At 47.4% G+C, this 13,487-nt stretch carries 11 protein-coding genes; 8 read left to right on the top strand and 3 right to left on the bottom strand.

Annotated elements, in window-relative coordinates:
* Window positions 1-472: 472 nt before the first annotated feature.
* The 3 genes from cmoB to WJM45_RS18015 all read right to left on the bottom strand — a co-directional run bounded on the left by cmoB (window position 473) and on the right by WJM45_RS18015 (window position 2,924).
* Entirely contained in the window at window positions 473-1,447 is a 975-nt protein-coding gene (gene cmoB / locus WJM45_RS18025; protein WP_341326417.1) for a tRNA 5-methoxyuridine(34)/uridine 5-oxyacetic acid(34) synthase CmoB, read from the bottom strand.
* Complete coding sequence (gene cmoA, locus WJM45_RS18020) at window positions 1,444-2,175, bottom strand: carboxy-S-adenosyl-L-methionine synthase CmoA (RefSeq protein WP_341326416.1); 732 nt, start codon at window positions 2,173-2,175, stop codon at window positions 1,444-1,446. Before cmoA ends, cmoB begins: the two co-directional genes overlap by 4 nt.
* Window positions 2,176-2,270: 95 nt before the next feature.
* The gene (locus WJM45_RS18015; protein WP_341326415.1) at window positions 2,271-2,924 is read right to left on the bottom strand and encodes an ABC transporter substrate-binding protein; all 654 of its coding nucleotides are present in this window, start codon (window positions 2,922-2,924) and stop codon (window positions 2,271-2,273) included.
* A 190-nt stretch (window positions 2,925-3,114) separates the two neighbouring features.
* On the opposite strand from WJM45_RS18015, the gene hemB reads away from it, so the two are divergent.
* From hemB to WJM45_RS17975, 8 genes are all read left to right on the top strand, one after another.
* Complete coding sequence (gene hemB / locus WJM45_RS18010) at window positions 3,115-4,119, top strand: porphobilinogen synthase (protein WP_341326414.1); 1,005 nt, start codon at window positions 3,115-3,117, stop codon at window positions 4,117-4,119.
* Between the two features lie 491 nt (window positions 4,120-4,610).
* Window positions 4,611-5,141 carry a hypothetical protein gene (locus WJM45_RS18005; RefSeq protein WP_341326413.1) on the top strand — a complete coding sequence of 177 codons (531 nt, stop codon included), beginning with the start codon at window positions 4,611-4,613 and terminating at the stop codon, window positions 5,139-5,141.
* Entirely contained in the window at window positions 5,141-5,968 is an 828-nt protein-coding gene (gene aroE, locus WJM45_RS18000; protein WP_341326412.1) for a shikimate dehydrogenase, read from the top strand. The genes WJM45_RS18005 and aroE overlap by 1 nt, the downstream gene beginning before the upstream one ends.
* Before the next feature lie 501 nt (window positions 5,969-6,469).
* Window positions 6,470-7,099 (top strand): outer membrane lipoprotein chaperone LolA, encoded by a 630-nt coding sequence (gene lolA / locus WJM45_RS17995; RefSeq protein WP_341326411.1) that lies wholly within the window; start codon window positions 6,470-6,472, stop codon window positions 7,097-7,099.
* A 41-nt stretch (window positions 7,100-7,140) separates the two neighbouring features.
* Window positions 7,141-8,439, top strand: coding sequence for a replication-associated recombination protein A (locus tag WJM45_RS17990; protein ID WP_341328972.1), 1,299 nt, complete (start codon window positions 7,141-7,143; stop codon window positions 8,437-8,439).
* A 394-nt stretch (window positions 8,440-8,833) separates the two neighbouring features.
* Window positions 8,834-9,802 carry an acetyl-CoA carboxylase carboxyl transferase subunit alpha gene (gene accA, locus WJM45_RS17985; protein ID WP_341326410.1) on the top strand — a complete coding sequence of 323 codons (969 nt, stop codon included), beginning with the start codon at window positions 8,834-8,836 and terminating at the stop codon, window positions 9,800-9,802.
* A gap of 504 nt (window positions 9,803-10,306) precedes the next feature.
* Window positions 10,307-11,617: a 30S ribosomal protein S12 methylthiotransferase RimO gene (rimO, locus tag WJM45_RS17980; RefSeq protein ID WP_341326409.1), complete on the top strand. Its 1,311-nt coding sequence runs from the start codon at window positions 10,307-10,309 to the stop codon at window positions 11,615-11,617.
* A gap of 179 nt (window positions 11,618-11,796) precedes the next feature.
* The gene (locus WJM45_RS17975; RefSeq protein WP_341326408.1) at window positions 11,797-12,000 is read left to right on the top strand and encodes a hypothetical protein; all 204 of its coding nucleotides are present in this window, start codon (window positions 11,797-11,799) and stop codon (window positions 11,998-12,000) included.
* Window positions 12,001-13,487 lie beyond the last annotated feature (1,487 nt).

Below are 13,487 nucleotides of genomic sequence, written 5' to 3'. Positions count from 1 at the left end.
ACGTTGCCGGTCGATAATGGCTTGGTAAGCGGTAAGCGGTAAGCGGTAAGCTTGGAAAGATGAAAGATGAAAGATGAAAGATGAAAGATGAAAGATGAAAGATGAAAGATTCGATCGTCGACTGGCTTCGCTCTTTCTCTATTCTCCTTAAACGCCTAGCGCTTTCATTTACTGGGGCGGTTGCCAGGCTTTCATGAGTGTTACTGTGAAAGTTCTTGGGCGGCCAACACAATGGCCCGCAGCAGAATACCGCCGGCTCTCGCTGTTTCCTAAGCTCTGCTTGGGAAACGATTCCGCAAGCTCCGCTTGCCGTCACGGGAAGCAGAGCTTCCGAGACTGCCTTCCCAAGCCGAGCTTGGGAAGGAGCGAACCCGGCCACCGCCACGCACTTTCATTTGCCGGGGCGATGGTTGGGCCTTGATGGTCGTTAGGTTGAATGATTCTTCACGAATAAGGGCAATTAGTTAACCGGTTATTTTTCCGCTATGAAAATAGCCCGTTTGGGTGCTGGGTAGCCTTCTAGCGTCAAGTTCGGGTCGTTTGGGTCGAGAAAATCCTTGAGAGATTTAAAATCCATCCAGTCGGTGCTGCGTTGTTCTTCCGTGGTTGTTACCGTGACATCAACCAGTCTAATGTTGCTGAAACCGCAGCGTTTCAGCCATCCTTGCAATGCTTCACAGCTAGGTATAAACCAAACATTGCGCATATGAGCATAGCGGTGCTCCGGCAGCAATACCTCATTCGGTCCGCCGCCGTCGACGACCAGCGATTCGAGAATCAATTCGCCTCCGGACCTAAGGCAATCTTTTAATTCCAACAAGTGATCGATCGGCGAGCGGCGATGATAGAGTACGCCCATGGAAAACACCGTGTCGAAAGCTTTTAAACCATTCGGTATTTGTTCGATGCCCATCGGCAACACGAAGTGCCGCGCGTCACCGGCCAGTTTTTTGATGAGGTGAAACTGCATCACATTTAACATCAACGGATCGATACCGACCACAAGGTCCGCGCCGGCGCCGAGCATTCTCCAGCCATGATAGCCGTTTCCGCAGCCTACATCGAGCACCAAACGCTTTTTTAGTGGACTGATATGGGCTTTCAATCGATTCCATTTCCAGTCGGAGCGCCATTCCGTATTGATATCAATGCCGAATAAGTCGTAAGGTCCTTTTCGCCAAGGGCTGAATGTTTTTAATAAGGCTGTTAATTCCTCGGGGGAAATATCGGCTAAATCGCTAGCAGTGCCGATTTTGACGGTGTCTTCATTAAAAACGCGTTGCGAAGGCGAGAGTTCGGGCAAGTCATCTATGGTTTGGAGCCAGCGAGTTAGTTGGCCGTGACGAGCCGGGTTGAATGCCGCTTGTAACTGTTCCGGCAGGATGTCTGCCCAGACGTCCGCGCCATGGTCACTTAGCGTTTGGTAAAGGATTTGATAATCAATCATTTGAGAGCGATTATCGAAGCGAAATTGAAATATTGAAACCAGACTTCGGCGCTATTGAAGCCTGCTTTCAGTAAGCGTTGGCGGTGGCAAGCAAAAGTTTCGGGAATCAATACGTTTTCCAATGCGGTCCGCTTTTGGCTGATTTCCAAGTCGCTGTATCCTTGCGCTTTTTTAAACGCGTGATGCATTTCGGTTTGCAATTGCTGTTGGCGAGGATCGTCGAATTTTAGTTTCTCGGACAAAATTAAAATGCCGCCCGGTAATAAGGCCTTATAGATGTTGCTGAGAAATTCGTTTCGGTCTTCAATAGGAATGAATTGTAAAGTGAAGTTCAAGACCACAACCGATGCGTTTTCCAGACGCGTTTCGCGGATATCTTCGCAACGGGTTTCGACTTCGATTGGAGAGCTATCATTCGCCAATATTATTTTAAAGCGCTCGATCATCGCTTCCGAATTATCTACAGCAACAATGCGGCAGTCATGCGCTTCGATTTGATGTCGCATTGCCAACGTTGCCGCACCAAGCGAGCAGCCTAGGTCATAGCAAAGACTATTGGCTTGTGCGAAGCGCCCTGCCAACAAACCGATAGCCGATATAATGGAACGGTAGCCGGGAACGGAGCGTTGAATCATGTCGGGAAATACGGCTGTTACCGCAGCGTCGAATTGGAAGCCCTCTAGGGATTCGACAGGGTGAGCGTATAGTGAATCTTTTTTAAAATTCATCTAGGGATTGGGTTAGTGCAGGCAAAATTATGAGTTGTTGCTGGGATGAGGCGCGCTCTGTCGAGCTAGAGCGCGCATAGCGACGGTGCGATAAATTATGAATTATGCGACGAGTTTTTGGACAAAGCTTCGGCATTTCTTGTTTTCAATGTTTCGATAACCGCTGACAACGAACCGCTATTTCTGATTTCATTATTGAATGTCGTGCGATAGTTCGTGACCAAGCTGACGCCTTCGATCAGGATGTCGTAAGCTTTCCATTTTCCTTTGATCAATACCATTCTGTAGTCTACAGCGATTGGCTGAATACCCGGTTGCAATATTTCTGTTTTAACGATGACTTTACTCGCATCCGATTCCATTTTTAAAGGTAAGAAGCGCACCGACCAGTCCTTGAATTCGACAAACGCGCGAGAATAAGTTCTGACTAACAGGTTTCGGAATTCATTATTGAATTGAGCTCTTTCTTCCGGCGTGGCGTCCCGCCAGTATTTTCCGAGTACCAATGCCGAAATTCGATTAAAGTCGACATGGGGATAAATCGCCGATTCAACAAAATCCGTTATTTGTGCAAAATCCTTTATAAATTCGGGATTTTGCATTTTTTCCTTTAGTTTGTCGGAAGCTTCGGCAATCGCTTGTTGGGGCAATAATAATTCGGCGGCAATGGCTTTGTTCAATGTACTAATGCTTACAAAAAAGCTCAATATTGCCAACAGAAAAATGCGTTGGTATTGTGTTGTTTTCATAATGACCTCAAGTTCTTAGACTTATGTGCAAACACATGTCCGAGTCTTTATCGGTTAAGGAAGACATGGTTTAGGGTGTCGGAAGCGTGCTAATATTGTCGGATCGATGTATATCTTGCAGGAACTATTTTGCAAGATACGGCCCCCCTTGGCGCACGGCAAACGAGATTAACCTAGACCTACGGACAAGATGACGCATAATACCACCAATTTCCCCTTAATACGCATGAGAAGAATGCGTTATCAATCTTTTTCACGTCGCTTGATGAGCGAAAACCGTTTATCCGTCGATGACTTGATCTATCCAATGTTTGTTATGGAAGGTAAGAATAACCGCGAAGCGGTACTTTCGATGCCCGGCATAGAACGGCTTTCGTTGGATTTATTATTGAGGGAAGCCGGAGAAATATCGAGTCTCGGCATTCCTGCAGTCGCTTTGTTTCCGGTTATATCGACCGATAAAAAATCCGACGATGCGTCCGAGGCTTTTAATCCGAACGGATTGGTTCAGCGAACTGTCAAAGCGATCAAGACGGCCTATCCGGAACTTGGCGTGATTACTGATATCGCACTGGATCCGTTTACCTCTCATGGCCAGGACGGGTTGATCGATAATAACGGCTATGTGATCAACGACGAAACGGTCGAGGTTTTGATCAAGCAAGCTTTGTCGCACGCCGAAGCGGGTGCCGATATCGTTGCGCCTTCGGATATGATGGACGGCCGGATTGGTTCGATCAGGCAGGCCTTGGAAAATCATGCTTACCGTAATACGCGTATTTTGGCGTATTCGGCTAAATATGCCTCGGCATTCTATGGCCCCTTCAGAGATGCCGTGGGCTCGGGCGCCAACCTCGGCAAAGGCAATAAATACAGTTATCAAATGGACCCGGCCAATACCGATGAGGCGCTGCGCGAGATCGAGTTGGACTTGCAGGAAGGGGCCGACATGATTATGGTCAAGCCCGGCATGCCTTATCTGGATATAGTACGCCGCGCGAAAGACCGCTTTGGCGTGCCGACTTTCGCCTACCAGGTCAGCGGCGAATATGCGATGTTAAAGGCGGCGTCATTAAATGGCTGGTTGGATGAGCGTCAAGTCGTGCTCGAATCGTTATTGGGCTTCAAGCGTGCTGGTTGCGATGCCGTATTGACTTATTTTGCCAAGCAAGCCGCTATGTGGTTGCAAGAATAAATCGGGACGAAAAGTTTTTTGCCTTGACTGTTCGTAATGAAGAACGCAAAAGCAGTATTTTCGTTATCTTCAGTTTCCCATGGTAATCGCTTTTTTAAGGCTATGTTCGCGTTAATAGTTGATACTTTATGAACTGAAAGCCAACATGAAACCCAAGGATACAACTCTTAGTAACTTTCCTTTTTCAATATCACGCCAATGGTTGAAAGGAGGGTACGGTTGCTCGATTGACAGGTGTCGGCAGCAGGGAGCTGCCGTCAAGCCTACATGGACGTATTCACGGCGTCCTGTCAAGCGAGTAATCGTACCTTCTGCTACGCTCAGTGTATCGGAAAGCAATCATTGGCTATTTCCTAATGGGTTTATTTAGAGTAGGAAAGAGGACCGTTTCAACTGCTAACGCGAACATAGCCTTTTTTAAAATCCAAATGCCTGGGTGTTTCCTAACAGGCGGGTCTGTATTCTTACACTAAGCCAGACGGAGAGATCTCATGTCCGAAGATACGCTCTTTACAGAAAAACGAAAATTTCAGATCGAAGAAGGCATTCTGGTTTTGTTGCTGGCGCTTTCGATGACCGGTATCGGTATTACCGATTACTCGCCAGCCGACGGCTATGTCTATTGGTTGATCATGATCATCATTTTTGCGATCTCGGCAATGATTATCGCTTGGCTGCAATCGAAGCATAAAGCCAGCGACATCAAACATATCTTAAGAGAGCAAACGCTGCATTGGGGCGTGTCGATGCTGATTGTCGCGGCAGCGTTTTCCATTCAGCAAACCGATGTGTTCGATGAAAAAAGCGCCGGTATCGTCATTCTATTGATTTTATCGTTATCGACAATATTGGACGGTATCAGAATCGGTTGGCGTTTCAGTTTGGTCGGGATTTTTCTCGGCGTGTGCGCTGTCATGACATCATTTATGCAGCAGGCAATTTGGATAGAGCTTTTGACGGCAATCGGCATTGTGGCTATGACTATACTCTGGGAAGTTTGGCAATATAAAAGACAATTATAATGACACAAATCGATCAATACGCCGTATTCGGTAGTCCCATAAAGCACAGTAAATCACCAACTATTCATCGGATTTTCGCCGAGCAAACCGGTCAAGAATTGGTTTATACCGCCCAAGAAGTAACGGCCGATCGTTTCGAATCGGCCGCTACGGAGTTCTTCCGCTTGGGCGGTCAGGGACTTAATTGTACCGTGCCGCTAAAGGAACTGGCATGGCGATTCGCCGATCGAAAAACCGAACGTGCGGAGTCGGCAAAAGCGGTCAATACGTTGGCGCTTCAGACGGATGGTTCGATATTAGGCGATAACACGGACGGTATAGGTTTGGTGACCGATTTGATCGTCAATCATCAGGTTGCTCTAAACGGAAAAAAGTTATTGATTCTTGGTGCCGGCGGTGCATCGCGCGGGATTCTTTCGCCGCTATTCGAGCAGCAGCCGGCATGCATCGTGATTGCCAATCGAACGGCTTCTAAGGCCATTAATTTGGCCGGTGAATTCGCTAGTCGGGGCGATATTAACGGTTGCGGTTTTGCCGAGCTGGCCGGTTTATCATTCGATGCGATCCTGAATGCGACCTCTGCCAGTCTGTCCAACGATCTTCCGCCATTGCCGGAAGGTCTTTTGGTGCCGAATGGCGTTTGTTACGATCTCGCTTACGGTAATGAGCCGACTGCTTTTGTTCGGTGGGGCATCAGTCACGGCGCCGCTAGCAGTTTAGACGGACTGGGCATGTTGGTCGAACAGGCGGCCGAAGCGTTTTTTATTTGGCGAGGCATCAGGCCGGATACTGCGCCGGTTATTAAGTTATTGAATGCGGAAAGATGAAAGGTGAAAGGTGAAAGGTGAAAGGTGAAAGGGGGCTTTGTGGGAGCGATCCCCAGATCGCGATTTCGAAGCCGAAAAGCTTAGGTGACAATAAACGGTATCGGAGTCACACTGGTCAAGATTCCTCGTTCTCATCGCTTTAGTGTGGGAATGCATGCTGTAGGTGAAAGATGAAAGTTTAATAGTTAAGCCTTCGTTTGAAATGACCTCAATGCATTAATTCAGCTCAAGTTTATCTTCCCTCCTCACAATGTTTACCAGCCTTCGGGAAAATCGATTATTTCGGTAGCTCCAGCTCCGGTCCCGATAACGAATTTTTGGCTACCCACTTAAGCCGGGACAGTTTGAGCCTTGTTCGCTGAGCGGAGTTGAAGCTAACAAGGCGATTGGCTTCGACTCCGCTCAGCCAGCAGCTCGATTAATCTGCTTAACGAAAAGTCAATCTGCCCCCGTTTAAAATGAGAAACCGAATTTTTCAACAAATCTAATGAGATAAACGAAATGGAAAGAATCAAGTATGGACTCATGTCGTTGCTGATGGCTATTGCTGTGATGCAAGGTGCTCATGCCGACGATAAGCCAATTGAACAGTTACGAGCTTTTTTAAAAACAGCGCATTCTTTGACCGCGGATTTCAGACAGGTCGCGATTGATGAAAGCGGACGCGCGCGGAAAGCCAGTGAAGGCGTGTTTTATTTGCGCAGGCCCGGTAAGTTTCGTTGGAATTATCTGAAACCTTTCACGCAAGAGATCATTTCCAATGCCGGTAAGGTTTGGTTTTACGATGAAGACCTGGAGCAAGTGACGATCAAAAAGATGGATCAGTCGCTGGGTTCTACGCCGGCTTTATTGTTGAGCGGTGATATCGATCTAGAGGATAACTTTATTTTAGAAGGACAAGGCGCCGACGAGGATATGACCTGGATTAAATTGTTGCCTAAAAACGAGGACAGCGGTTTCAAATATATTCTGATTGGACTGGATAAGGGCAAGCTTGGCGGTATGGAGCTCAGTGACAATTTCGGGCAATTAACGCGCATTTATTTTTCTAATCTTAAAATCAACACGCCGATCGACGACGGCGTATTCGATTTTATTCCGCCCGCCGGAGCCGATGTCTTTGAGGAATAAGAAGCGTGTTGCAACAAGCCCTAAGGCCCTTAGCTGAAAGAATGCGTCCGATGCGGCTGGACGACTATATCGGTCAGTCGCATATTATCAAGCCCGGGAAACCGCTCTATGAAGCGGTTGCATCGGGCCGCTTGCATTCGATGATTTTCTGGGGGCCGCCCGGTACCGGAAAGACCACGCTGGCACGAATAATATCGGTACATTCCGATGCGCATTTCATCTCGATATCGGCGGTGTTGGCCGGCGTCAAGGATATCCGTGATGCCGTTGCCGAAGCAAAAAAAATTCGTGAAAGTGAAAATCGCCGCACGATCTTGTTTGTCGACGAAGTACATCGTTTCAACAAATCTCAGCAAGATGCTTTCTTGCCGCATGTCGAAGACGGCACGGTATATTTTATTGGCGCGACCACCGAAAACCCGTCTTTCGCATTGAATAATGCATTATTGTCGCGCGCTCGCGTTTATGTTTTGAATGCCTTGCAAGCAGTTGACTTGGCGACGGTTTTGGAAAAGGCGTTGACCGACCGCGAGCGCGGTTTAGGAGAGCAAGCCATCGAAATGACCGACGATATCAAGCGACAGTTTGTCGATGCTGCCGACGGAGATGCTCGTAGATTATTGAATTTATTAGAAATCGCGGCCGAGCTGGCGTTGGCGCACGAAAGCGGAAAAATCGACGAGATTGTTGCCGGCGAAGTGCTGAGCGGCAGTGTGCGTCGTTTCGATAAGCAAGGTGAAGAATTTTACAATCAGATTTCGGCCTTGCATAAATCGGTGCGAGGCAGTTCCCCCGATGCTTCGTTGTATTGGTTGTGCCGCATGATCGACGGCGGTTGCGACCTGGCTTATTTGGCTCGGCGCATCGTGAGAATTGCATCCGAAGATATCGGCAATGCCGACCCGAGAGCCTTGCCGGTTGCGATTAGTGCTTGGGAGGCGCAAGAAAGGCTCGGCAGCCCCGAAGGCGAATTGGCGTTGGCGCATGCCGTGGTCTATTTGGCCTGCGCGCCGAAAAGCAATGCCGTTTATATGGCATACAATGCAGCGATGCGCGATGCTCGAAATAGCGGAAGTCTCGGCGTGCCGGTGCATTTACGCAATGCGCCGACGGCATTGATGAAGTCGTTAGATTACGGAAAAGAGTACCGCTATGCGCATGATGAGCCCGATGCTTATGCCGCCGGCGAAAATTATTTTCCGGACGAAATGATCGGAACCCGTTATTACCAGCCGGTTAATCGAGGACTTGAAATTAAAATCGCAGAAAAATTAAAACATTTACGGAATTTAGATAAAATGGCCGTTTCAGGAAAGAATCAATCGGCTAGTCGCGGATGACGTTATTATAATTTGAAAAATAAAACAGATACGACTGATAAACACGGAAAAACAGTTCGTTTTTATACCTTTCGCACTTCAAATTTCGGCATTGCCTAAGGAGGCGCCGGGGTGTTCAGCAAAGGCTTTGCCAGCATGGAGCTGGCATAGAGCCTACATGGACGTATTCGCGGCGTCCTTTGACGAACACCTCGGCGCCGAATTTTGATCTACGATGATGGGTATAGCAAAGAAGCTTTTGCTGACGCGTACGAAATATTTTAGTCGTTATGGAGTTGCGATATGCAAATGCAAACAATAGAGCCCCGCGTTAATCCGTCTAATCGGCGTCATCCGTATTCCATTCATTAAGCTTGCTTTTGTTGAGCAGTAACATTAATTCATATATACCATCATGGATCTAAAATTTCTTGACTTCGAACAACCCATCGCCGAATTAGAAGCGAAGATTAGAGAACTTCGTCGTGTCGAGTTTGATAACGATATTAATATTTCCGACGCGCTCGAGCAGCTCGAAAACAAAAGTAAACTATTGACCGAATCTATTTTTGCCGAGTTGAGCGATTGGCAGATTTCGCAACTTTCGAGGCATCCTGGGAGGCCTTATACGTTCGATTATATCGATTTGATGTTTACCGATTTTCATGAATTGCACGGTGATCGGGCTTACGCCGACGATCCTGCAATCGTGTGCGGTTTGGCTCGGCTGGAAGGGCAGCCGGTCATGATAATCGGTCATCAAAAAGGCCGCGACACGAAAGAAAAGATTTATCGGAATTTCGGTATGCCAAGGCCGGAAGGTTACCGCAAGGCGTTAAGAGTCATGAAGATGGCCGAGCGTTTTGGTTTGCCGATTATTTGTTTGATCGATACGCCGGGCGCTTATCCGGGAATCGGGGCTGAGGAACGCGGGCAAAGCGAGGCGATTGCTCGAAATTTGTTTGAAATGGCGCGATTAAAGACCCCGATTATTTGCACTGTTATCGGCGAAGGCGGGTCCGGCGGCGCGTTGGCGATCGGTGTCGGAGACCGTTTGTTGATGTTGGAATACAGCACTTATTCTGTGATCTCGCCGGAAGGTTGTGCATCGATTCTATGGAAAAGTGCCGACAAGTCGCAATTGGCGGCAGAAGCGATGGGCATCACTTCCGATCGTATCCGCGAACAAGGCTTTCTTGATGAAATGGTGCGCGAGCCCGTGGGTGGTGCGCATCGAGACTTTCAAACGACGGCAATGCATTTGCGTGAGGCGTTGTTACGCCATTTGGAGCAGTTACGGACTGAGCCTCTCGAGCAGTTACTTGCACAACGCTACCAACGCATTATGAATTTCGGTGCTTATATTGAAGAGTCGGGTAAATAACTGCTTTTATATTGCGGTATTTGAGGCGTCGTTGGCAAATAATAAAGTCATTTCACCATGAAGGTTATTAAGGAAATAATAAAACAATCAATCACTTGAGTCTTTTTTGCTCTGGGTGCTGATGCAGCACAATGTTTATAGCTTGTTTTTATTACCATGAAGATAATGAAGGTATGCTGTTACCCAAGCTGGAGCTTGGGAAACAGCTAAATGGCGGGGCTGGAGTGCTGGCTTCGTCTGCGCAGGCAGGCAAAGTCAGCACTCCAGCGGCAATAATGATGATGACATATGCTGTTAATGGTTAGTGACGCATTTGAATTGATAACGCTGTATCTTCAAGTCCTTCATGCTCTTCTTGGTAAAAAATAAATGACATTTTTTGGAATCAGCACCCTTTGCTTTTTATGGTGATTTCATTTATATCGACTATTTTCCCGGCTTGTTTAGTAAGGGAATGAGGTTGTTGTAACGCGTTTTTCGAATAAAAATTTATTGAGATTGTTAATGAGTGCTCCGCATATTGGATTTATTAGTTTGGGTTGCCCTAAAGCCTTGGTCGACAGCGAACGGATATTAACCAAGCTTCGATCCGAAGGCTATGAAGTGTCCCCGAGTTACAAGGAAGCCGATTTGGTAGTCGTTAATACCTGCGGCTTTATCGATGCAGCTGTTGAAGAATCGTTGGATAGCATTGGCGAAGCATTGGCCGAAAATGGACGAGTCATTGTAACCGGCTGTCTTGGAGCCAGAGAGGAGGAGATCAGAGCCAGGCACCCGCAGGTATTGAAAATTACCGGCGCGCATGCGCTGGAAGAAGTCGTTGCGGCAGTCCATGAGCATTTGCCGCCGATACATGATCCGTTTACCAGTCTTGTGCCGCCGCAAGGGATTAAATTGACGCCCAAGCACTACGCCTATTTGAAAATTTCCGAAGGCTGCAATCACCGCTGCACCTTTTGCATCATTCCGTCGATGCGGGGCGATTTGGTCAGCCGTCCTATCAACGAAGTCATGTTCGAGGCTGAACGGCTGGCAAATGCCGGGGTTAAGGAATTACTCATCGTCTCACAGGATACCAGTGCTTACGGGCTCGATCTGAAATACCGGACAGGACAATGGCGAGGCAGGGAGATTCGGACTCGTTTTTATGAATTAGCGGAGGCCTTGGGAGACTTAGGTGTCTGGGTCAGAATGCATTATGTGTATCCCTATCCGCATGTCGACGAAGTTATCCCGTTGATGGCTGACGGTAAAATTCTGCCTTATCTGGATATTCCGTTTCAGCACGCCGATAGTCGCATATTGAAATTGATGAAGCGACCGGCGGCGGCCGAAAACAATTTAGAACGCATTAATGCCTGGCGGAAAATTTGCCCGGAGATTACGATTCGCAGTACCTTCATAGTCGGTTTCCCCGGCGAAACCGAGCAAGAATTCGAGCAATTATTACAGTTTTTAACTGAAGCACAGTTAGATCGGGTGGGTTGTTTCGCATATTCGCCGGTTAAAGGTGCGGTGGCCAACGACTTATCGGGTCAGCTTCCTGAAGCAGTCAAACAAGAAAGATTAGCCCGGTTCATGGAGCATCAGGCGCAAATCAGCGCTGCGAAATTGCGTAGGCGGATCGGGCGCGTCGAGACCGTTATTATCGATGAAGTCGTCGAAGAAGGTGCGGTTGCGCGAAGCAAAGCGGATGCGCCGGAAATCGATGGACAAGTTTTTATCGACGGCGCGGTACATCTAAAAGTCGGTGATTTTGCAACGGTGGAAATGGAGGAATCGGACGAGCATGATTTTTGGGCGCGCTTAATTTGATCGGGTGAGCCGGCTTCGACTATTCATACGGTGTTTTTATCGAAAAGTTGATTAGTGTCACATCGTTTTTTTTAACAGTATCAAATTATTGGCTTTTTAGTACTGACGTACAATGGTTTTTGTTCTCAAAATGCATACAATAGAACGCGGCTGAAATAACAATAATGGGCGGAGGTGTTATGCAATATAAAACCAGTAGATGTAAAGTATTGTTAGCTGCAATGGGTGTAATGCTGCTTTCTTTTGCAGGATTGGGAGTTGCGTCGGCGAGTGAGTCGGTAATTATTACTCAAGCTAGCGGGCAGTGGTCGTTGGCTGGATGGTATGGATTTAGCGTGATTTTGGCATTGATTGGCTTTATTGCCGCAAAATCGAAAAATTGATTTCCCCCTTCGCAGGCGTTCTGTTGAACGCCTGCACTTTCTACTAAAGCAATTATAGACATTGCTCCTTATATCTTTATTATTTAGACCCTCCTATCGTTTCACGCTCTAGCGATTGCCGTTATACACATCTCTTTGAAACACGCTGGTTACGCGCACGCATCTGGCGTAAAATGCAACGCGCCGGTGTCAGCCGGTATTGATCGGAAAATATAGGCGTGGAATCGCATGCCAAGCAACTATCCTGTACTGACTTAACGTCTGTTTCGCCCTCATTTTTTGGCAGCAATTCCCAGTTTGAGCATTTGCGCCGATCTTAGGGTGTGGGGTATGCCTGTCGAGGAACGCCGTAAACCCATCCATGGGGGCTTGGCGGCAGCTCCCTGCTGCCGACATCCTCGCCAAGCACACCCCACACCCTTTTTGATCCCCAAATTGGGAATTGCTCATTTTTTGGGCTTTCAAGATTTAGGTGCTATATAATTTGTTCATGACCAGACCCTATTAGAATCGAATTTTCAGGAGCGTTCTATTATGTGACTTCCCGTGGTGTCCGACGTCAAAACATTTATACCTTTCGTACTTCAAATTTCGGCTGCGCCTAAGGATGCACCGGGGGCTCGATCCCTCACCTAACGCTAGGTGACACTGCCATTAAGTTAAGGTCCTGGAGTTTTACTCCCCTCTTTGAAAAAGAGGGGCTGGGGGAGATTTTTCTAATAAATCCCCCTTTTTCAAAGGGGGAAGAAGGCTTAACTTAATGGCAGTGAACGCTAGGTGAGGGACCAGCATGGATGCTGGCACAGAGCCTACCGGGATGTATTCACCCAGCACCTAAATTCCATAGCCCATCGGCTATGGTTTACTACCTTGGATAATTTAGGTGCTGGGTTCACGGCGTCCTTTGACGAGAACCCCGGTGCCGAATTTTGATCTGCTATGGATATATTAAGATGATGAAGGCAGGGTTCATATCTTGATGTTTTGAAGCGTGTTGTAGAGAATTTTAAGTGGGTTTGTCATGGTTATTTTTTGATGACTAACCATTATCTAGTCGGTTATAAAAACGCCTGGCGCCAATTTTTGTAAACAGACAGCGGTTTTTTTGAGCTATGTTTTATAACCGTCGGTAAAATTATCAGGGCAGTAGGGTCAAAAAAAAGCTATGAATGTTGACCTGCCCCTTATTTCGAAACCCAATGCTACAGACAGGGGATAGGTATGCTAACATCTTTGAGTTCCGCTGCCGTGACAAAATTTTGCGCCCCAAAATTACGGTCGAACATAGCTCCTCGTACTACCTTGGTAGGTAGGTTAAATTCACTTATCCAAAATCGCCGTATCACCCTTGTACAAGCACCTGCAGGCTTTGGAAAAAGCACATTATTAGCCCAATACTCCGCTCAAATAAGCACCCCTCCCACGGAAACGACTTGGTTATCATTAGACGAAGATGACAATGACCCTAACAGGCTGTTTGTTTCCCT

The sequence above is a fragment of the Methylotuvimicrobium sp. KM2 genome (assembly GCF_038051925.1).
Classification (GTDB): Bacteria; Pseudomonadota; Gammaproteobacteria; order Methylococcales; family Methylomonadaceae; genus Methylotuvimicrobium.
This window is presented reverse-complemented; position numbering and strand designations above follow the sequence as displayed.